This window comes from Streptomyces sp. NPDC007162 (assembly GCF_040634175.1).
Classification (GTDB): Bacteria; Actinomycetota; Actinomycetes; order Streptomycetales; family Streptomycetaceae; genus Streptomyces.
This window is the reverse complement of the sequence record NZ_JBEYFC010000122.1, coordinates 1-20,823: the sequence shown is the minus strand read 5'-3', so window position 1 is coordinate 20,823 and position 20,823 is coordinate 1. Positions and strand designations below refer to the sequence as shown.

The following is a 20,823-nucleotide window of genomic DNA, read 5'->3' as shown; positions in this document are numbered from 1 at the left end:
CGCCCCCGATCCCCGCACGGTCGAGGGCGGCCTTGATCGCGAAGCCGCCGAGGTCGGCTCCGGAGAAGGACTTCAGCGAGCCCAGCAGTCGTCCCATGGGCGTACGCGCGCCCGCGACGATCACCGAGGTCGTGCTGTTCGATCCAGACATGAGCTGCGATCCCCTTACCGGCTGCACTGCCGAGGAGTGAACGAGGGTTTACTTCCAAGGTACTGAGTGGCACTCCGTGCCGTCATCGGGCCGTCAGTGTGATCGCTGGCACGTTGCGTAACCACCGTCGTGGCGCTGCACTGAATCCATGCTGACGCGAATCGACCACATCGGGATCGCCTGCCACGACCTCGACGCGACCGTCGAGTTCTACCGGGCCACGTACGGCTTCGAGGTGTTCCACACCGAGGTCAACGAGGAGCAGGGCGTGCGGGAGGCGATGCTCAAGATCAACGAGACGTCCGACGGCGGCGCCTCCTACCTGCAGCTCCTGGAGCCGACCAGGGAGGACTCGGCGGTCGGGAAGTGGCTGGCGAAGAACGGCGAGGGCGTCCACCACATCGCCTTCGGTACGGCGGACGTCGACACCGACGCCGCGGACATCCGTTCCAAGGGCGTACGCGTTCTGTACGACGAGCCCCGGCGCGGCTCCATGGGGTCGCGGATCACCTTCCTGCATCCGAAGGATTGCCACGGAGTACTGACAGAACTGGTCACTTCGGCGGCTGTTGAGTCACCTGAGCACTGACCCTCGTACATATGGGCCGGTAGGGTTGGGGGCGGTCGTCCCTTCGCAGGTTCGCAGGGCCGGGGCGGCCGCATGCCGGGGTCCGGGTTTCGGGGGACGAGCGTCGGGGCAGCAGCCCATGCTCCGCCGTTGATCTGACACCATTCCCCGGGGGCCCCGTTCGGCGGATGGACGGGGCTCGTACGGAGAAGGTTGCGACCAGGGGACGGATGGGACCGCGCAGTGCGGGGCTACGAGAGCCAGGAGCGAGAGCCGGCGGCTGACGTCGACCACCTCACTCGTTTCGAAGCCGAGATGAAGCGGCTGAAGACCGAGCGGGAAAAGGCGATCCAGCATGCCGAGGACCTCGGCTACCAGGTCGAGGTGCTGCGCGCCAAGCTGCACGAGGCGCGGCGCACCATCATGTCCCGGCCCGCGTTCGACGGCGGTGACATCGGCTATCAGGCCGAGCAGATGCTCCGCAACGCCCAGATGCAGGCCGACCAGATCCGCCAGGAGGCGGAGCGGGTGGCCGCGGAGGCCCGGGCGCAGACCCAGCGGATCCTCCAGGAGCACGCCGAGCAGGCCGCGCGGCTCCAGTCCGAGCTGCACCAGGAGGCGGTGACCCGCCGCCAGCAGCTGGACCAGGAGCTGGCCGAACGCCGGCAGACCGTCGAGTCGCACGTCAACGAGAACGTGGCGTGGGCCGAGCAGCTGCGGGCGCGCACCGAGTCCCAGGCCCGGCGGCTGCTCGACGAGTCGCGTGCCGAGGCCGAGCAGGCCATGGCCGCGGCCCGTGCCGAGGCCGAGCGCCTGACGAACGAGGCCCGGCAGCGGCTGACCAGCGACACCGAGACGGCGCGCGCGGAGGCCGAGCAGATCCTGCTGCGGGCCCGCCGGGACGCCGAGCGGCTGCTCAACGCCGCCTCCACGCAGGCCCAGGAGGCCACCGACCACGCGGAGCAGCTGCGCAGCTCCACCGCGACGGAGTCGGACGCGGCCCGTCGGCAGGCCGGGGAGCTGAGCCGGGCCGCCGAGCAGCGGATGGCCGAGGCCGAGGAGGCGCTGCGCAAGGCGCAGTCGGAGGCCGAGAAGCTGGTCGCCGAGGCCGAGGCGACCGCCGCCAAGGCGCTGGCGAGCGCGGAGGCCACCAACGAGCAGCGCACCCGGACGGCGAAGGAGCAGGTCGCCCGGCTGGTCACCGAGGCCACCAAGGACGCCGAGGTCACCAAGGCGGACGCCGAGCAGATCGTCACGGACGCCAAGGCCGAGGCCGAGAAGATCATCGCGGAGGCCTCCGAGAAGGCCCGCACCCTCACCGCCGAGGAGAGCGCCTCCCAGCTGTCCAAGGCCGCCAAGACCGCCGAGGACGTCCTCAACAAGGCCTCCGAGGAGGCCAAGCGGACCACCAAGGCCGCCGCCGAGGAGGCCGAGCGGATCCGCACCGAGGCGGAGACCGAGGCGGACCGGCTGCGCGCCGAGGCCCACGACATCGCCGAGCAGCTCAAGGGCACGGCGAAGGACGACACCAAGGAGTACCGCGCCAAGACGGTCGAACTGCAGGAGGAGGCCCGCCGGCTGCGCGGCGAGGCCGAGCAGCTGCGCGCCGACGCGGTCGCCGAGGGCGAGTCGATCCGCGCCGAGGCCCGGCGCGAGGCCGTGCAGCAGATCGAGGAGGCGGCCAAGTCCGCCGAGGAGCTGCTCGCCAAGGCCAAGGCCGACGCCGACGAGCTGCGGCAGACCGCGACCGCCGACAGCGAGAAGGTCCGCACCGAGGCCATCGAGCGCGCCACCGCGTTGCGCCGGCAGGCCGAGGAGACCCTGGAGCGGACCCGGCAGGAGGCCGACCGGCTCCGCGCGGAGGCCGAGGAGCAGTCCGAGGCGCTCAAGGCGGACGCCGAGCGGGCCGCCGCCGAGCTGCGCGAGGAGGCCGAGCGGGGTGTGGAGGCCCGGCGCGCGGAGGCCGCCGAGGAGCTGGCCCGGCTGCACGGCGAGGCCGAGGACCGGCTGGCCGGCGCCGAGCAGTCGCTGACCGAAGCCCGCGAGGAGGCCGGCCGGATCCGCCGGGAGGCCGCCGAGGAGACGGAGCGGCTGCGGTCCGAGGCCGCCGAGCGCATCCGTTCGCTCCAGCAGCAGGCCGAGACCGAGGCCGAGCGGCTGCGCGACGAGGCCGCCGCGGACGCCTCCGCGTCGCGCGCGGAGGGCGAGAACATCGCCGTACGGCTGCGGTCCGAGGCCGCGGCCGAGGCGGAGCGGCTCAAGCAGGAGGCCCAGGACACCGCCGACCGGGTCCGCGCCGAGGCGCAGGCGGCCGCCGAGCGGCTGTCCACCGAGGCGTCCGAGACGCTGGCCGCGGCCCAGGAGGAGGCCGCCCGGCGCCGCCGCGAGGCCGAGGACCTGCTCGGTTCCGCCCGCCAGGAGGCCGACCAGGAGCGGGAGCGGGCCCGCGAGCAGAGCGAGGACCTGCTCGCCTCCGCCCGCAACCGGGTCGAGGAGGCGCAGGCCGAGGCGGTACGGCTGGTCGAGGAGGCGGACCGGCGGGCCACCGAGATGGTGTCGGCCGCCGAACTCCACGCCCAGCAGGTACGGGACTCGGTCTCCGGGCTGCACGAGCAGGCGCAGGAGGAGATCACCGGGCTGCGCTCGGCCGCCGAGCACGCCGCGGACCGCACCCGGCGGGAGGCCGAGGAGGAGGCGGACCGGGTCCGCGCCGACGCCTACGCCGAGCGGGAGCGGGCCAGCGAGGACGCGGCCCGGATCCGGCGCGAGGCGGGCGAGGCGTCGGAAGCCGCGAAGGCGCTCGCCGAGCGCACGGTCGCGGACGCCATGTCGGAGTCGGAGCGGCTGCGTTCGGAGGCGTCCGCGCACGCCCAGCGGGTGCGCACCGAGGCCTCCGACACCATCGCCCAGGCCGACCAGGACGCCGGCCGTACCCGGGCGGAGGCCCGGGAGGACGCCAACCGGATCCGTTCGGACGCGGCGACCCAGGCCGACACGCTCATCACGGAGGCCCGTAACGAGGCCGAGCTCCTCCAGAACGAGACCATCGCGGAGGCCGACCGCGTCCGCGCGGACGCCATCGCGAGGGCGGAGAAGCTCATCGCGGACGCCACCGGGGACGCGGAGCGGCTGCGCGCCGAGGCCGCGGAGACGGTCGGCTCGGCCCAGCTGCACGCCGACCGCACCCGCAGCGACGCCGAGCGGCTCAAGGCGGACGCGGAGGCGGAGGCCGAGCGCGTGGTCAACGCCGCGCGCGAGGAGGCCGAAAGGACGCTCGACGAGGCCCGCAAGGACGCCAACAAGCGGCGCCAGGACGTGGCCGAGCAGGTCGACACGCTCATCAACGAGACGACCGCCGAGGCCGACAAGCTGCTCACCGAGGCGCAGGCGCAGGCACTCAAGACCACCGCGGACGCCGAGGCACAGGCCGACACCATGGTGGGCGCGGCCCGCAAGGAGGCCGACCGGCTGGTGTCGGAGGCCACGGTCGAGGGCAACACGCGGGTCGAGAGGGCCCGTACGGACGCGGACGGGCTGCTCGTCGGCGCCCGCCGGGACGCCACCGCCATAAGGGAGCGGGCCGAGGAGCTGCGCGAGCGCATCACGAACGAGATCGAGGAGCTGCACGAGCGGGCCCGCCGGGAGGCCGCCGAGACCATGAAGTCGACCGGCGACCGCTGCGACGCGCTCATCAAGGCCGCCGAGGAGCAGCTCGCCAAGGCCCAGGCCAAGGCCAAGGACCTGGTCTCGGAGGCCAACTCCGAGGCGGGCAAGGTCCGGATCGCCGCCGTCAAGAAGGCCGAGGGGCTGCTCAAGGAGGCCGAGCAGAAGAAGGCCACGCTCGTCCGGGAGGCCGAGGAGCTCAAGGCCGAGGCGATCCGCGAGGCCCGGCGCACCGTCGAGGAGGGCCGGCGCGAGCTGGAGATCCTGGAGCGCCGGCGGGAGAACATCAACGGCGAGATCTCCCGTGTCCAGGACGTCCTGGAGGCGTTGGAGTCCTTCGAGGCCCCGTCGGCCAACAAGGAGGGCGGGGTCAAGGCGGGCAGTTCGGTGGGTGCCCCTCGATCGGGTGGCAAGTCGTCAGAAGGCTAGCGACCAGGGTTGATTCTGTAGTGTTCTGTGGTATTTGACCGGTTCGTCCGCAGAGGCTTTGGCAAGCGATCTCGTAGCTAGCCACCCAAAAGGGGTGTCATTCTCCAGATCAAACACGCATCCGCTCGATGACACACCGCTTTCGCCCCTAGGATTCCACCTATCACCTCACCGGTCTCACTCGACAGGAAACCCATGAGCGACACTTCCCCCTACGGCTTCGAGCTTGTGCGGCGTGGGTACGACCGCGCTCAGGTGGACGAACGGATCTCCAAGCTCGTCTCCGACCGTGACAGCGCTCTCGCCCGCATCACCGCTCTGGAAAAGCGCATCGAGGAGCTCCACCTCGAGACGCAGAACGCCCAGGCCGCCGTGACCGACGCCGAGCCGTCGTACGCGGGTCTCGGCGCGCGTGTCGAGAAGATCCTCCGCCTCGCCGAGGAGGAGGCGAAGGACCTGCGCGAGGAGGCCCGCCGGGCCGCCGAGCAGCACCGTGAGCTCGCCGAGTCGGCGGCCCAGCAGGTGCGCAACGACGCAGAATCGTTCGCTGCGGAGCGCAAGGCCAAGGCCGAGGACGAGGGCGTCCGGATCGTCGAGAAGGCCAAGAGCGACGCGTCGCAGCTGCGCTCCGAGGCACAGAAGGACGCGCAGTCGAAGCGCGAGGAGGCGGACGCCCTCTTCGAGGAGACCCGCGCGAAGGCCGCGCAGGCCGCCGCCGACTTCGAGACGAACCTCGCGAAGCGGCGCGAGCAGTCCGAGCGTGACCTGGCGTCCCGTCAGCAGAAGGCCGAGAAGCGCCTCGCCGAGATCGAGCACCGCGCGGAGCAGCTCCGCCTGGAGGCCGAGAAGCTGCGTACGGACGCCGAGCGCCGGGCGCGTCAGACCGTCGAGACGGCTCAGCGTCAGGCCGAGGACATCGTCGCGGACGCGAACGCCAAGGCCGACCGGATCCGTTCGGAATCGGAGCGCGAGCTCGCCGCGCTGACGAACCGTCGCGACAGCATCAACGCGCAGCTGACCAACGTCCGCGAGATGCTGGCGACGCTGACGGGCGCCGCGGTGGCCGCGGCCAGCTCGCCGGCCGAGGACGAGCCGATCTCCCGCGGGGTTCCGGCCCAGCAGTCCCGGTAACACCCGACGACAACGAAGGCCCGCATTCCCCTCGGGGATGCGGGCCTTCGTCATGGGCTGCGGGCCCGGTGGGAACTGCGCGAGCAACCAGAGACAACCGAGACCCGGCTACGGTCCCCGCCCCCGCGGCGCCGCCCCCGATTTCCACCAGCACACCCTCAGGGGCCGCTCAGGTGGCAGTCGCACAAGCCCGGTCATAGCGTGGCCGCATGATCGAGCTGGCGGGCCTGACCAAACGCTACGGCGACAAGACCGCGGTCGACGACCTCACCTTCACCGTGCGGCCCGGCATCGTGACCGGGTTCCTCGGACCGAACGGCGCCGGGAAGTCCACCACCATGCGGATGATCCTCGGACTCGACCACCCCACGTCCGGCCGGGTGCGGATCGACGGCAAACGGTACGAGGAGCTCAAGGACCCGCTGACGTACCTGGGGGCACTGCTCGACGCCAAGGGCGTGCACGGCGGCCGGAGCGCCTACCACCATCTGCTGTGCCTCGCGCAGAGCAACGGCATCCCGAAGGCACGCGTCGCCGAGGTGCTGGACACCGTCGGGCTCACGGCCGTGGCGAGGAAGAAGGCCAAGGGGTTCTCGCTCGGGATGGGCCAGCGGCTCGGGATCGCCGGGGCGCTGCTCGGGGACCCGCGGATCCTGATGTTCGACGAGCCGGTGAACGGCCTCGACCCGGAGGGGATCCACTGGATCCGGACCCTGATGAAATCGCTGGCCACCCAGGGGCGGACGGTGTTCGTCTCCTCCCACCTGATGAGCGAGATGGCGCTGACCGCCGAGCACCTCGTCGTCATCGGGCAGGGCAGGCTGCTCGCCGACACCTCCATGGCGGATTTCATCCGGGCCAACTCACGGTCGTACGTCCGGGTCCGCTCCCCGCAGCGCGAGCGGCTGCTCGACGTGCTGCACCAGGCCGGGATCACCGTCGTGCAGACGGGCACCGGAGCGCTGGAGGCGGAGGGCGGGAAGGCCGAACCGATCGGAGAGCTGGCCGCACAGCACGGGATCGTGCTGCACGAACTGAGCACCCAGCAGGCCTCGCTGGAGGAGGCGTTCATGCAACTGACCGCGGAGACGGTGGAGTACCACGCGCACGCCGACTCGCCCCGGGCACCGCAGGCCTGGGGCACCGGCTGGGACAGGGGAGCGTGAGATGGCGGTCGTCACCCAGGTCGTCCGGTCCGAATGGACCAAGATCCGGTCGGTCGCGTCCACGGTGTGGACGCTGTCCCTGGCCCTCGTGGTCACCGTGGCGCTCGGGATGCTGCTCTCCGCGCTGGCGAACAGCCAGTTCGGCAACATGCCCGCGCGGCAGCGGCTCTCCTTCGACCCGACGAACATCAGCTTCGCCGGGATGACCCTGGGCCAGCTCGCGATGATCGTCTTCGGCGTGCTCGTGGTCTCCAACGAGTACAGCACCGGCATGATCCGCACCTCGCTGGCCGCCGTGCCGCGGCGCGGCACCTTCCTGTTCAGCAAGATCGCGGTGGCGGCGGCCCTGGTGCTGGTGGTCGGCATGGTGACCAGCTTCGCCGCCTTCTTCCTCGGGCAGGCGATGCTCGGCCCGCACCGGGCGTACCTCGGTGACCCGGGGGTGCTGCGCGCCGTCGTCGGCGGCGGGCTCTACATGACGCTCATCGCGGTGTTCTCCATGGGCGTGGCCACGATGCTGCGCTCGCCGATGCTGTCGCTGGGCATCCTGATGCCGTTCTTCTTCCTGATCTCCAACATCCTCGGCAACGTCGACGCGACCAAGAAGATCGGCCGGTTCCTGCCGGACCAGGCGGGCAGCCACATCATGCAGGTGGTACCGAGGGTCGGCGACGACGTCCCCTACGGGCCCTGGGGCGGGCTCGGGATCATGGGGCTGTGGGTGGCCGCCGCGCTGGCCGGCGGGTACCTCCTGCTGAGGAAGCGGGATGCCCAGTGACCGTCCGGGTCACCGTCCGGCTTTGCCAGATCTTGATGGGAACCGTCAACGCCCGGATATCCTCCTAACCCTTACGGGGGCGTCTGCCCTGCTGTCCTGATCCTTTCGATGGGTGCGGAGCATGATCGAGGCTGTCGGCCTGACCAAGCGATACGGCGACAAGACCGCCGTGTACAACCTTTCCTTCCAGGTACGGCCCGGAGCCGTCACCGGCTTCCTCGGGCCCAACGGCTCGGGCAAGTCGACGACCATGCGGATGATCCTGGGTCTGGACAACCCGACCGCCGGCTCGGTCACCATCGGCGGCTACCCGTACCGCAAGCTGCCCAGCGCCGCCCGCCAGGTCGGCGCGCTGCTCGACGCCAAGGCCGTGCACGGCGGCCGGTCCGCCCGCAACCACCTGCTCTCGCTGGCCCAGCTGTCCGCGATCCCGGCCCGCCGGGTGGACGAGGTGCTCGGCGTGGTGGGCCTTCAGGACGTGGCCGGCAAGCGTTCCAAGGGTTTCTCGCTGGGCATGGGCCAGCGCCTGGGCATCGCCGCCGCGCTGCTCGGCGACCCCCAGGTGCTGCTCTTCGACGAGCCGGTCAACGGCCTCGACCCCGAGGGCATCCTGTGGGTGCGCAACCTGATGAGGTCCCTGGCGGCCGAGGGCCGTACGGTCTTCGTCTCCTCCCACCTGATGAGCGAGATGGCGCTGACCGCCGACCACCTCATCGTCATCGGGCGCGGCCAGCTGCTCGCCGACATGAGTGTGACCGACTTCATCTCGGCCAACTCCGCCGACTTCGCGAGAGTCCGCACCCCGGACACCGAGCCGCAGCTGCGCGAGAAGCTCACCTCGGCGCTGACCGAGGCCGGTGGCCATGTGCTGCCCGAGCAGGACGGCGCGCTGCGGGTGACCGGCCTGCCGCTGCCGCGCATCGCCGACCTGGCGCACGGGGCGGACGTACGGCTGTGGGAGCTGTCGCCGCACCAGGCCTCCCTGGAGGAGGCGTACATGCGGATGACGCAGGGTGCCGTCGACTACCGGTCCACCTCCGACGAGTTGGCCGGCTTCCAGCCGCCGCTGCCGCCGGGCGCGCAGCCGCCGATGCCGGTGCCCGGGCAGGGCCAGCCGGGCTGGTACGCCCCGCCGCCGCCCCAGCAGGGCGGCGGACCCTTCCCCGGGGCGTACGGCGCCCCGGGAGCGCCCGCGGGTGCGTACGGCGCCCCCGAGGTCCTCCAGGGCCCCTACGGCCCCCAGAACCCCTACGCGGCCCCCGCACCCGGGCCGGTCCCGGCGCCCGCGCCGCCGGCCGCCCCCGCGCCCGCTCCCTCCTCCGCCTCCGCCCCCGCCCCCGCCGACCTGACCAAGCCCGAGGACGCCCGATGAGCACCCACCAGCCCGCGACGCCGCAGACGGCCCCGGCCGCGCCCGAGTGGCAGGCGGCACCCGGCGGCCCGTACCCCGGCTACGTCTCGCCGATCCCGGTGGTGCGCACCCACCTCGGGCACGCGATCGGCTCCGAGTGGACGAAGATCAGGTCGGTGCGTTCGACGATCTGGACGCTCGGTGTCTTCGTGGTCCTGGTGGTCGGCATCGGCCTGCTGGCCGGCGCCCTGGTCAGCGGCTCCGCGTCGTCCTCCGACATGACTGGGGAGAACCCGCTGTCGCTCGGCTTCTTCGGGCTGCTGATCGGCAGCATGTGCATCATGACGCTGGGCGTGCTGACCACCGCCTCCGAGTACGGCACGGGCATGATCCGTACGACGACGGTCGCCTGCCCGTCGCGGATCCGGGTGCTCGCGGCGAAGGCGATCGTCTTCTTCGCGGTCGCCTTCGTGGTCACACTGGCGGCCAGCGCGTTCGTGGCCATGACCCAGGCGTCGATGCTGAGCGACACGGGCGCGCGGACCCCGACGAACGGGGACTGGCTGAAGGCGACCGTGGGTGTCAGCTTCTACATGGCGCTGCTGGGGCTGGTCTCGCTGCTCGTCGGCTCGATCATCCGGCACTCCGCGGGCGCCATCACGATCATGATCGGCGCGCTGCTCGCCCCGCTGGTGATCGCGCTGTTCATGTTCTCGCAGTCGCTGGAGAAGGTGCGCACGGCCCTGTTCGAGTACTCGATCCCGAACCAGCTGAGCATCTTCTACTCCAACTCGCTCAGCCAGGAGGGCCCGTCGGGCTGGGACCCGCTGTGGATCATGCTGGTGGTGACCGCCCTGGCCTTCGGCGGCGCCTGCCTGCTGCTGGAGAAGCGGGACGTCTAGCGGGACATCCGCGACAGGCTCTAGAACTTCGGCGCGTTACGGGACCGCTGCACCCGCGTGGTGCGGCGGTCCTTCGCGTTCCAGCAGGCCTTGTGCCAGTGCCGGCGCTCGTCGACGCCCGAGTGCTCCGGCCAGGCCACCACGTGCGGCACCCCGGAGGGGATCACCTGGTCGCAGCCCGGGCAGCGGTACGTCTTGCCGACCGCGCTGGCGCCCGCCACATGCCGTACGCTCCACTCCTCGCCCTGCCAGCTCTCCGTGGACTGCCAGCCGCCGTAGCGGTCCGCGCGGTCGTCCTCGGCGCTCCGGCCGGACGAGGCCGCTGCGTTCGGGCCCTTGAGCCGGTTGCGACGCGGGGACACGGGACACCTCTCGGAGCTATACAGGAAGCACGGGCTGAGTCCAGCCTACGACGCGCGCACAGGGGTACGCGTAGGGCGCCGACCCGCACAAGTCCCCCTTCAGGGCGACCCATTCTCCCGACAATCCGGAAATCTTTCCGCCAGACCGTGTCCTCGGCACGTGTCGGACGGTTATGCCCGGTGGGGGAGCTCCGGGTAGGAGCCAGGAAAGCAGGAAAGCGATGCGCGTAGGAAGTTTTGTGCTGGCCGCCCAGTTCCCGGGCCAGGGCCAGGGGGAGGCCCTGCACCGGGCGGTGCGGACCGCGGAGGTGTCCGAAGAGGCCGGTCTGGACGCGGTCTGGCTGGCCGAGCACCACTTCGTGCCGTACGGCACGTGCCCCTCGGCCATCACGCTGGCGGCGCTGCTGCTGGGCCGTACCCGGCGGCTGCGGGTCGGCACGGCGGTCAGTGTGCTGCCCACCGTGCACCCCGTCGCCCTCGGCGAGCAGGCCGCGCTGCTCCATGTGACGAGCGGCGGCCGCTTCACGCTCGGCGTCGGGCGGGGCGGACCGTGGGTGGACCTGGAGGTGTTCGGGTCCGGACTGGAGGCGTACGAGCACGGCTTCCCCGAATCACTCGATCTGCTGATGCGCTGGCTGCGCGAACCGGCCGTGTCGGCCGACGGACCGCGCTTCTCCTTCCGTGAAGTCCCCGTCGTACCCCGCCCGTCGGAGGCGCTGGCGGAGAACCTCGCGGAGGTTCCCGGCCCTGAGGTCGTGGTCGCCTGCACCTCGCCGTCGAGTGTCCGGCTGGCCGCCGGACGCGGGCTGCCGATGCTGCTCGGCATGCACGTCGGGGACGAGGAGAAGGCCGAGATGGTCGCGCTGTGGCGGCAGCACGCGCGGGCGGCCGGACGGCCCGGCGACGAGATCGCGGGGGCGGCCCATGTGTCGGCCGGCGTCTGCCAGATCGCGGACAGCCGCACCGACGCCGCCGAGACCCTGACGAAGGCGATGCCCGGCTGGCTGAAGCAGGGGCTGGAGGCCCATGTCACGGTGGACGGCCGGATTCGCTCGATGCGCGACCCGCTCGCGTACACCGAACTGCTCTGCGGACTGCACCCGGTGGGCACTCCCCGGCTCTGCGCCGACCGGCTCGCCGCGACCTCCGAGCGGACCGGCATCACCCGCTTCGCCCTGCTGACCGAGGGCTCCGGGGATCTCGCGGCCACGGAGGAGAACGTACGACGGCTGGGCACCGAGGTACTCCCCAACCTCAGGTGACCCGGCCGCCGCGGGGAGCTTGCCGCCCCAGTGACTCTGATGCACCTCCCGCGTCCGGAGCGGCAAGCAAGCGGCTCACTGCCTCAGCAGTGGCGAAACACCGCGTCAGCAGTCCCGGAGTTCCGGGGACTGGTTCAGCAGCTGACTGCGCACCGAGGTGAAGCGGGCCAGCGTCTCGTCGACCGAGGCGTCCAGCGGGAACACCGCAACCCGGTGGCAGTTCTGGAAGGCCAGCCGCACACCGAAGTGCCGCTGCAGGGCGCCGCGTATGGCGTCACTCGCGAGCGCACGCAACAGCTGACCGCGTGCCTGCTCGTCCGGCGGGGGCGTCTGGTTGTCGGCGAACTGTCCGCCGTCCACCTTCAGCTGGGCCACCAGGGAGCTGATCATCTCCCACGCGTAGGGCAGGGAGGTCCGGACGCAGTCGACGAATTCTGCTTCGTCGACCTCGCCTCGCTCGGCCTGTTCGAGTAGGGCCGGTGAGACGTCGAGCGACATGGGTTCTCCTCTCGCACCCCCGAACAGCAGGGGTTGCCGGACAGATAAGGGGGTTCGCGATACCGAACACGCTGAGTACACACACCGCGACCTCCCGTTCACTACGGTAGGCAACGGACGGTGACCCCACCAGGAGATTGCGTATATGCGACGGTCCCTTTAGGCACACAATCGGCCAGAGTTGAACAGAGGTGTGCAGGCGCCCCGTCAGGCTCCGGTGGCGGTGGTGTACGGGCGAATCGCGTGGAGGGCGGGGCGTCGAGTAGCGTTGCCGACCATGCGTCTCGTCATCGCCCGGTGCTCCGTCGACTACGCCGGCCGGCTCACCGCCCACCTTCCCTCGGCTCCCCGTCTGATCCTGGTCAAGGCGGACGGCAGCGTCTCGATCCACGCCGACGACCGGGCCTACAAGCCCCTGAACTGGATGTCGCCGCCGTGCACGCTGAAGGAGGGGACCGGTGACGAGGAAGGCGTCTGGACCGTCATCAACAAGGCGGGCGAGAAGCTCATCATCACGATGGAGGAGGTCCTGCACGACTCCTCGCACGAACTCGGCGTGGACCCGGGGCTGATCAAGGACGGCGTGGAAGCGCACCTCCAGGAGCTGCTGGCCGACCGCATCGAGACGCTCGGCGACGGTTACACGCTCATCCGGCGCGAGTACATGACCGCGATCGGCCCGGTGGACATCCTGTGCCGCGACGCCGAGGGGCAGACGGTGGCGATCGAGATCAAGCGCCGGGGTGAGATCGACGGCGTGGAACAGCTCACCCGCTACCTGGAACTCCTGAACCGCGACCCCCACCTGGCCCCGGTGCGCGGCATCTTCGCGGCCCAGGAGATCAAGCCCCAGGCAAAGGTCCTGGCGACCGACCGGGGCATCGGCTGCACGATCCTCGACTACGACGCCCTGCGAGGCATCGAGGACGACAAACTGCGCCTGTTCTGAACCCCTGGCGCCAGGTACGACCGAGGGCCGGTCTCCGACGTGGAGACCGGCCCTCGGTCGTGGGTCAGATGACCGCGCCGGTGGAGGTACCGGGGGTGACGCTCTCGGACGCGCTGGACGTGGTGACCGACGGGGAGTCGGAGACCGGGCCGCTGGCGCTGTTCGTCGTGGACGGGGTGTCGGAAGGGGTCACAGACGGAGACTCCGAGGTTGGCTCCGAAGGCGACGCTGAGGACCTCGTCGGGCTCGCGGACGGCGAATGCGAGGGCGACCTCGTCGGCGACGGCGACATGGACGGCGAGTGGGTCGTTCCGCCGCCCGACGTCCCCTGCGTCCCGCTCGGCGTGTCCGAAGGTGTCGTCCCGTTCGTCGGTGAGGCCGGGTTGTCCGAAGTGCCGTGCGTGACCGGGGCCGTCGGCCCGCCCGTCGTGCCCGGGGTCGACGTGCCCGAGCTCTGCCCCGGGTCCGCCCCCAGGCTCCCGTCGCCCGTGCCCTCGCTCGCCGAAGGGTTGACGCTGACGTTGTTGGACGGGTTGTCGGCGTTGTCGTGGGAGGTCATGCCGAGGCCGACCACGGTGCCGAGGACCGCCGTGAGCAGGACGCCCGAGCCGACCGCCACCAGGTTGCGGCGGGCCATCCGGCCGAGCCCGGCCACACCGCCGCGGCGTACCGGCTCCTGCGCGACGCGCTGGGTGACGACCGTGTCCGAGGTCGGGGAGTGCACGGCCGGGAAGGGCCGGGTGACCCCGCCCGCAGGGGATATGGACTCCTCGTGCCGGGCGTCGGGGATCTCGTCGCCCGCCATCGCCGCGAGGCCGGGAAGCACCTCGCCCGAGCGGTCGGCCACCAGGGCCAGCGCGCGCCGGCCCGCCGTCGTACCCCGCTTGTCGGACAGCGCGCCGCGCAGCCCGATCGACGCCTCCAGCTCCGCGCGGGCCCGGTCCAGCAGGCCGCCGCAGAGCGCGAGTATGCCCAGCTCGTGGTGGAAGTAGGCCTGTTCGCCGACCTCACCGGCGAGCCGGGAGGCCTCGGCCCCGGCCCGCAGGGCGCGTTCCCAGGCGCTCCAGTGCAGCCCCGCGGCGAACGCGGGGGCGGCCGTACGGGCCAGTCGTACCGGCGTGGACTCCTCGCCCTCCGCGGGCGGCACCGCGGCCGGGACCACGACCGCCAGGGCGGCGAGGATCGCGTCGGCCTCGGCGCAGACCCGCTCGGGGGTGACGGACGGGTGCCCGGCCCACCAGGAGTAGTGCCGGGCGGCGGCGAGCGCCTGCGCCTCGGTGTCGTCGGCGTACCCGGCGGCCTCCAGCTGCTGCAGGACGCCCGAGGCGAGCCGGTAGCGGGAGCCCACCGGGGACACCAGTCCGCAGCCCGCCAGTTCGCCGAGGGCCGCGTCCGCGTGGGTGTCGCCGACGAGCGCCGGCAGATGCGCCTGGTGCGGCACCTCGCCGCCGAGGGCGACCGCGAGGCGCAGGGTGGCGCGGGCGGAGGCGCTGAGGCGGGCGGCGAGCAGCGGGGCGGGCGCGGCGGCCTCGCCGAGGGAGGGCAGCGGTGCCTCCTCGACGGCCTCGGTGTCGATGGGCGCGTCGGTCGGCAGGGCGTCCGCGAAGACGCCGAACTCGTCGACGGCGCCGGTGCTGGCGCGCAGCTGGTCGCGCTGCCGCAGCAGCGCGCCCGCCTGGACGAACCGCAGCGGCAGACCCTCGGACTCGAACCAGAGGTCGCCGGCCCAGTTGGACTCCTCCTCGCTGAGCACCCGGCCGACCGCGCGCTCCAGGATGTCCACTCCCCCGGCCCGGTCCAGGCCGCCGAGGAGGACCTCCTCGACGGCGGAGTCGGCGGACGGCGCCGGCACGTCCGGGGTGGCGCCGAGCAGGAAGGCGCACTCGGGGGTGGCGTCGATCAGCTCGTCGAGTCCGGCGCCGCCGAACTCGAGGTCGTCGAGGACGACGACGGCGCCGATGTCGCGGACCAGTTCGAGGAGCTCCTCGTGGTCCGGCCGGTACTCGGGCGCCTTGTGGACGGCGTGGAAGAGGTCGCGCAGGAGGTCGTCGGGTGTGCGGTGGAAGCCCGTGAGGCGGACCACGCCGTCGGGGGCGAGGTCGGAGCAGTCGTCGGCGACCAGGTCGAGGAGCGCGGTGCGGCCGGAGCCCGCGGGGCCGGTGAGCCGTACGGAGCGGCCGCGGGCAAGGAGACGTACGAGCCGTTCGCGGTCGTCCTGGCGCTCCAGGAGCGGCAGCTGGGGCCGGGCGGGGCCGGGCGGTACCGGCGGCAGGGCGGCGCGCTCGTACTCGGCGCGCTCGTCGGCGGTGCGCTTCTCCGGTCGTGCGGGGCGTTCGGCCGGCGGGCAGGGTTCTATCTCGCTGCCGTCGACCGGGTTCACCGTCAACAGGAAGTCGCCGGTGACCAGCCGTGCCGTGCGGGCGAGCGGTGGTGTGCTCTGGCCGAAGTCGTTGGTCAGGGATTCCCTGGGCGGGCGCTGGCGCGGCGCCGTGCCGTGGCCGTCGCCGTCATGACCGTACGCCTCGGGTCCCGGGTTGATCGGGTCCATAGGTTCCTAGCCCCCCAAAAGCGTCGTGTGCCGTGAATACCGGCCCCTCCCGGCCTGTTGCACACCGCGCTGTCGCTTCTGGTCCGGGCCCGCGCTCGAAGGGTGGCAAGGCAGCGGGCGACCGAACCTTAAACCTTCGCACAGTATCTACGACAGCCCGGGGTACCGCGCCGTCCGAGACGTCACAGTCTCGTGAGGATTGCACCTGACGTGGGCCGATGACCCGGTACCCGGCGGGGGCGGTGTCACACCCGGGGCAGCGACTCCACTCCGATGCCCCCCTCGATCGCCAGGATCCGGTGCAGCCGGGTGGCCACCAGCAGGCGCTGCATCTGCGGTGGTACCCCGCGCAGCACCAGACGGCGGCCGCAGCGGCCGGCCCGCCGGTGGGCCCCCATGATCACCCCGAGTCCGGTGGCGTCCCAGGAGTCCAGCTCGGACAGGTCCAGCACCAGGTCGCCGACTCCGTCGTCGACGGCCGTGTGCAGGACCGTGCGGGCGTCCGCCGCGCTGCGGACGTCGAGGCGGCCCCCGACGACCAGCTCGGCGTGGTCGCCCCTGATGTACATATGCGCTCCCCGAGAGTGCGTGTCCTACTCCGTGAAAAGTGCTGTCCGTTGATGCAACCTCTGACGGCGTTCACCGGTCAGAGGTTGCCATCTGTAAGCGAACCGATTCCGAATTCACCCCAGAGGGTGAAAAGTCCGGGGCTTGTGCGTGTGCGTGCTGGTCCGGGGGCGGTTCAGGGGGTCCGCGTACCGATGTCTCAGTACGTGTAGAAGCCCTGCCCGCTCTTGCGTCCGATGTCACCGGCGTCAACCATCCGGCGCATCAGCTCCGGCGGGGCGAACTTCTCGTCCTGCGACTCGGTGTAGATGTTGCCGGTGGCGTGCAGCAGGATGTCGACGCCGGTGAGGTCGGCCGTGGCCAGCGGGCCCATGGCGTGACCGAAGCCCAGCTTGCAGGCCAGGTCGATGTCCTCGGCGGTGGCGACGCCCGACTCGTAGAGCTTGGTGGCCTCGACGACGAGCGCCGAGATCAGCCGGGTCGTCACGAAACCGGCGACGTCCCGGTTGACGACGATGCAGGTCTTGCCGGTGGACTCGGCGAACTCCCGCGCGGTGGCGAGGGTTTCGTCGCTCGTCTTGTAGCCGCGGACCAGCTCGACGAGCTGCATCATCGGCACCGGTGAGAAGAAGTGGACACCGACGACCCGCTCGGGGTGCTCGGTGGCCGCCGCGATCTTGGTGATCGGGATGGCGGAGGTGTTGGAGGCGAGGACGGCCTCCGGGCGCACGATCTTGTCGAGCGCACGGAAGATCTCGTGCTTGACTTCCAGCTTCTCGAAGACGGCCTCGACCACGATGTCCGCGTCGGCGACCGCGTCGAGGTCGGTGGTCGTGGTGATGCGGGCCAGGGCGGTGTCGGCGTCGTGCGCCTCCAGCTTCCCCTTGCTCACGAACTTGTCGTACGAGGCCCGGATACCGCCGACGGCACGGTCCAGTGCCTCGTCGGTGACGTCACGCAGGACCACGTCCCAGCCGGCCTGCGCGGCGACCTGGGCGATGCCGGAACCCATCAGGCCGGCACCGATGACGGCAAGCTTCCGTGCCACTCCGCTCCCCTTACACGCTGTTTAGGTATGTCTCTTGGCCGGACCCTAGCGCCGGGAGCGTCCGGGAGAGCCGGTAAGTAATGCGTGTCACGGTCTCAGGGGGTGAGACAACCGTCACGTCCCGTCAGAAGAGCCGGCCGGCGGCTGCCATGACGCACCCCGAACGGCCCGGTTGAGAGCCCTCGCCGTCAACACGTCCTGTGTACCGCCGAGAAGAGGCGGCACCCCTCGCGACACTTCGTACGCAGCACGGCCCCTCGGCCGTTTCGTTCTCCCCGGCCGCCTCCCCGGTCCGCCGCCCCTCGGCGACACCGGCCGTGACGGTCGGCACACGCGCGCCCCGGGGCGCCGGACCTACGCTGGTCACATGGTCAATCTGACGCGTATCTACACCAGGACCGGCGACCAGGGCACCACCGCCCTCGGGGACATGAGCCGGGTCGCCAAGACGGATCTGCGGATCTCGGCCTACGCGGACGCCAACGAGGCGAACGCGGTGATCGGGACGGCGATCGCGCTGGGCGGGCTGGACGAGGAGGTCGTCGCCGTGCTCACCCGCGTGCAGAACGACCTGTTCGACGTGGGCGCCGACCTGTCGACGCCGGTGGTGGAGAACCCGCAGTTCCCGCCGCTGCGGGTGGAGCAGTTCTACGTCGACCGGCTGGAGGCGGACTGCGACCGCTTCAACGAGCGCCTGGAGAAACTGCGTTCCTTCATCCTGCCGGGCGGCACGCCGGGCGCCGCCCTGCTGCACCAGGCCTGCACGGTGGTACGGCGGGCCGAGCGGTCGACCTGGGCTGCGCTGGAGGCGCACGGCGAGACGATGAACCCGCTGACGGCGACCTATCTCAACCGGCTGTCGGACCTGCTGTTCATCCTGGCCCGCACGGCCAACAAGGACACCGGTGACGTGCTGTGGGTGCCGGGCGGGGAGCGGTAGTCCCGCCCCCGGCAGGGAAGTTGGGGAGCGACGTCGGTTTCGCGATGGTGGTCCAGACCTATTGACCGGTGGTCCAGACCTTTCTATTCTCGCGGCACCATGGGCATGAAGGCTCAGTCATGCCCACGTCACCCCGACGAAGAGGGAGGCGCAGCATGCGCTTCAGACACAGAGCCGCGGCAGGGTTCGCGACCCTGTTGCTCCCGCTGGCCGGTCTGGTCGGCCTCGCGAGCCCCGCCCAGGCCGCGACGGCCGCGACCGCGACCTTCACCAAGACCTCGGACTGGGGCACCGGCTTCGGCGGCCAGTGGACCGTCAAGAACACCGGCACCGCCTCGATCAGCTCCTGGACCGTCGAGTGGGACTTCCCCTCCGGGACCTCGGTCACCTCCGCCTGGGACGCCGACGTCACCTCCTCCGGCACCCACTGGACGGCCAGGAACAAGTCCTACAACGGCACCCTCGCCCCCGGCGCCTCCGTCTCCTTCGGCTTCAACGGGGCCGGCTCCGGTTCCCCGAGCGGCTGTCTCGTGAACGGCGGAAGCTGTGACGGGGGCACCACCACCCCCGGCGACTCGGCCCCGTCCGCGCCCGGCACCCCGACCGCCTCCGGCATCACCGACACCTCGGTGCAGCTGAGCTGGCCGGCGGCCACCGACGACAAGGGCGTCAAGAACTACGACGTGCTGCGCGACGGCAAGGTCGTCTCCACGGTGACCACCACGTCGTACACCGACACGGGCCTCACGGCCGGCACCGACTACTCGTACACCGTCCAGGCCCGGGACACCGCGAACCAGACCGGACCGGTCAGCGGCGCGGTCGCGGTGCACACCACCGGCGGTACGACCACGCCCCCGCCCACCGGTGACAAGGTCAAGCTCGGCTACTTCACCGAGTGGGGCATCTACGGCCGCAACTACAACGTCAAGAACCTGGTGACGTCCGGTTCCGCCGCGAAGATCACGCACATCAACTACGCCTTCGGCAACGTCACCAACGGCCAGTGCGCGATCGGCGACGCCTACGCGGACTACCAGAAGACGTTCACCGCCGACCAGTCGGTCAGCGGCGCCGCCGACACCTGGGACCAGCCGCTGGCCGGCAACTTCAACCAGCTGCGCGAGCTCAAGGCCAAGTACCCGAACATCAAGATCCTGTGGTCCTTCGGCGGCTGGACCTGGTCCGGCGGCTTCGCGCAGGCGGCGGCCAACCCGACCGCGTTCGCGGACTCCTGCTACAACCTGGTCAAGGACTCCCGCTGGGCCGACGTCTTCGACGGCATCGACATCGACTGGGAGTACCCGAACGCCTGCGGACTGAGCTGCGACACCAGCGGCTCGGCGGCCTTCAAGAACGTGATGGCCGCGCTGCGCGCCAAGTTCGGCTCCAGCGCCCTGGTCACCGCGGCCACCACCGCCGACGGCTCGGCCGGCGGCAAGATCGAGGCCGCCGACTACGCGGGCGCCGCACAGTACGTCAACTGGTACAACGTGATGACGTACGACTTCTTCGGCGCCTGGGACGCCTCCGGCCCCACCGCCCCGCACTCCCCCCTCACCTCGTACACCGGCATCCCGAAGGCGGGCTACACCACCGCTGACGCGATGGCCAAGTTCAAGGCGATCGGGGTGCCCGCGAGCAAGCTGCTGATCGGGATCGGGTTCTACGGACGCGGCTGGACCGGTGTCACCCAGGACGCCCCGGGCGGCACGGCCACCGGACCCGCGGCGGGCACCTACGAGCAGGGCATCGAGGACTACAAGGTCCTCAAGACGTCCTGCCCGGCCACCGGCACGATCGCGGGCACGGCGTACGCCCACTGCGGCAGCAACTGGTGGTCGTACGACACCCCGTCGACCATCGCCACGAAGATGGCGTGGGCCAGGTCCCAGGGCCTTGGCGGCGCGTTCTTCTGGGAGTTCAGCGGCGACACGGGCAACGGCGAACTGGTGAGCGCCATCAGCTCCGGGCTGTCATAAGAGAACGGCTACGCAACATTGACGCGCTGACCGGGCGGGGCTGCTTCCAGCCACGCGAGGAATCCGGTCAGCGCGTCTTCGCTCATCGCGAGTTCGAGGCGGGTGCCCCGATGGGTACAGGAGAGGATCACGGCGTCGGAGAGCAGCGCCAGTTCCTCCTCGCCCTCGGGAAGCCGGCGGCCGGCCACCTCGATCCGGGCGCGCTCCAGGACCCGGCGCGGGCGGTAGGCGTAGGAGAAGACCCGGTACCACTCGACGCTGTCACCGTTGTAGCGGGCGACGCCGTAGCTCCAGCCCTTGCCGTTGGCGTCGGGTTTCTCGGGGATGTCCCAGCGCAGCGAACAGTCGAAGGTGCCGCCGGAGCGCTGGATCAGTCTGCGGCGCAGGCCGAAGAGGAACAGTCCCACCACCACCAGCGCGACCACGATTCCGGCCACAGTCAGAGCGAGGACCATCGGCACCGACCTCCCCGTCTCCTAGGTAATGGAACGTAAAAAGACCCAGATCTACCTCAGCCGCGGCTGGGAC

The 20,823-nt window shown here is 71.2% G+C and carries 17 protein-coding genes and 1 pseudogene; 11 read left to right on the top strand and 7 right to left on the bottom strand.

Annotated elements, in window-relative coordinates; genetic code table 11:
* Positions 1 to 151, bottom strand: a pseudogene (locus ABZ646_RS17110) (acetyl-CoA C-acyltransferase); the annotation flags it as partial.
* Positions 152 to 299: 148 nt separating this feature from the next.
* Between ABZ646_RS17110 and mce the strand changes: the two are divergent.
* From mce to ABZ646_RS17075, 7 genes are all read left to right on the top strand, one after another.
* On the top strand, positions 300 to 740 hold the full coding sequence (mce, locus tag ABZ646_RS17105; protein ID WP_132888930.1) for a methylmalonyl-CoA epimerase: 441 nt from the start codon (positions 300 to 302) through the stop codon (positions 738 to 740).
* Between the two features lie 222 nt (positions 741 to 962).
* Positions 963 to 4,811: a polarized growth protein Scy gene (gene scy, locus ABZ646_RS17100; protein WP_360519108.1), complete on the top strand. Its 3,849-nt coding sequence runs from the start codon at positions 963 to 965 to the stop codon at positions 4,809 to 4,811.
* A gap of 195 nt (positions 4,812 to 5,006) precedes the next feature.
* Complete coding sequence (locus tag ABZ646_RS17095) at positions 5,007 to 5,942, top strand: cellulose-binding protein (protein WP_123974086.1); 936 nt, start codon at positions 5,007 to 5,009, stop codon at positions 5,940 to 5,942.
* 209 nt (positions 5,943 to 6,151) lie between these two features.
* Positions 6,152 to 7,108 (top strand): ABC transporter ATP-binding protein, encoded by a 957-nt coding sequence (locus tag ABZ646_RS17090; protein ID WP_360519105.1) that lies wholly within the window; start codon positions 6,152 to 6,154, stop codon positions 7,106 to 7,108.
* A 1-nt stretch (position 7,109) separates the two neighbouring features.
* The gene (locus ABZ646_RS17085) at positions 7,110 to 7,886 is read left to right on the top strand and encodes an ABC transporter permease (RefSeq protein WP_360519103.1); all 777 of its coding nucleotides are present in this window, start codon (positions 7,110 to 7,112) and stop codon (positions 7,884 to 7,886) included.
* 121 nt (positions 7,887 to 8,007) lie between these two features.
* Positions 8,008 to 9,258, top strand: a complete 1,251-nt coding sequence (locus ABZ646_RS17080) for an ABC transporter ATP-binding protein (RefSeq protein ID WP_360519100.1) — start codon at positions 8,008 to 8,010, stop codon at positions 9,256 to 9,258.
* Positions 9,255 to 10,139 carry an ABC transporter permease gene (locus ABZ646_RS17075; RefSeq protein WP_360519097.1) on the top strand — a complete coding sequence of 295 codons (885 nt, stop codon included), beginning with the start codon at positions 9,255 to 9,257 and terminating at the stop codon, positions 10,137 to 10,139. Before ABZ646_RS17080 ends, ABZ646_RS17075 begins: the two co-directional genes overlap by 4 nt.
* A gap of 20 nt (positions 10,140 to 10,159) precedes the next feature.
* Here ABZ646_RS17075 and ABZ646_RS17070 read toward each other — a convergent pair whose 3' ends face one another.
* On the bottom strand, positions 10,160 to 10,501 hold the full coding sequence (locus ABZ646_RS17070) for an ATP/GTP-binding protein (protein ID WP_360519094.1): 342 nt from the start codon (positions 10,499 to 10,501) through the stop codon (positions 10,160 to 10,162).
* Between the two features lie 221 nt (positions 10,502 to 10,722).
* Here ABZ646_RS17070 and ABZ646_RS17065 point away from each other — a divergent pair, with 221 nt between their 5' ends.
* On the top strand, positions 10,723 to 11,763 hold the full coding sequence (locus ABZ646_RS17065; RefSeq protein ID WP_360519091.1) for an LLM class flavin-dependent oxidoreductase: 1,041 nt from the start codon (positions 10,723 to 10,725) through the stop codon (positions 11,761 to 11,763).
* 105 nt (positions 11,764 to 11,868) lie between these two features.
* On the opposite strand, the gene ABZ646_RS17060 is transcribed toward ABZ646_RS17065, so the two are convergent.
* Positions 11,869 to 12,261, bottom strand: a complete 393-nt coding sequence (locus tag ABZ646_RS17060; RefSeq protein ID WP_046734776.1) for an SCO5389 family protein — start codon at positions 12,259 to 12,261, stop codon at positions 11,869 to 11,871.
* A gap of 277 nt (positions 12,262 to 12,538) precedes the next feature.
* On the opposite strand from ABZ646_RS17060, the gene nucS reads away from it, so the two are divergent.
* A complete protein-coding gene (gene nucS / locus ABZ646_RS17055) occupies positions 12,539 to 13,210 on the top strand; it encodes an endonuclease NucS (RefSeq protein ID WP_360519088.1) in 672 nt (223 codons plus the stop codon).
* A gap of 64 nt (positions 13,211 to 13,274) precedes the next feature.
* On the opposite strand, the gene ABZ646_RS17050 is transcribed toward nucS, so the two are convergent.
* The 3 genes from ABZ646_RS17050 to ABZ646_RS17040 form a co-directional block, all read right to left on the bottom strand.
* Positions 13,275 to 15,758, bottom strand: coding sequence for an ATP-binding protein (locus ABZ646_RS17050; protein ID WP_360519085.1), 2,484 nt, complete (start codon positions 15,756 to 15,758; stop codon positions 13,275 to 13,277).
* A gap of 245 nt (positions 15,759 to 16,003) precedes the next feature.
* Entirely contained in the window at positions 16,004 to 16,327 is a 324-nt protein-coding gene (locus tag ABZ646_RS17045; RefSeq protein ID WP_053753244.1) for an STAS domain-containing protein, read from the bottom strand.
* A 197-nt stretch (positions 16,328 to 16,524) separates the two neighbouring features.
* Positions 16,525 to 17,373 (bottom strand): 3-hydroxyacyl-CoA dehydrogenase family protein, encoded by an 849-nt coding sequence (locus ABZ646_RS17040; RefSeq protein ID WP_360519082.1) that lies wholly within the window; start codon positions 17,371 to 17,373, stop codon positions 16,525 to 16,527.
* Between the two features lie 367 nt (positions 17,374 to 17,740).
* Between ABZ646_RS17040 and ABZ646_RS17035 the strand changes: the two genes are divergently transcribed.
* Together ABZ646_RS17035 and ABZ646_RS17030 are read left to right on the top strand one after the other, a co-directional pair.
* Complete coding sequence (locus tag ABZ646_RS17035) at positions 17,741 to 18,313, top strand: cob(I)yrinic acid a,c-diamide adenosyltransferase (RefSeq protein WP_360519079.1); 573 nt, start codon at positions 17,741 to 17,743, stop codon at positions 18,311 to 18,313.
* Between the two features lie 155 nt (positions 18,314 to 18,468).
* On the top strand, positions 18,469 to 20,295 hold the full coding sequence (locus ABZ646_RS17030) for a glycoside hydrolase family 18 chitinase (protein ID WP_360519076.1): 1,827 nt from the start codon (positions 18,469 to 18,471) through the stop codon (positions 20,293 to 20,295).
* An 8-nt stretch (positions 20,296 to 20,303) separates the two neighbouring features.
* Here the strand turns inward: ABZ646_RS17030 and ABZ646_RS17025 are convergent, their stop codons facing one another.
* Positions 20,304 to 20,750, bottom strand: a complete 447-nt coding sequence (locus tag ABZ646_RS17025) for a DUF2550 domain-containing protein (RefSeq protein ID WP_360519073.1) — start codon at positions 20,748 to 20,750, stop codon at positions 20,304 to 20,306.
* Positions 20,751 to 20,823 lie beyond the last annotated feature (73 nt).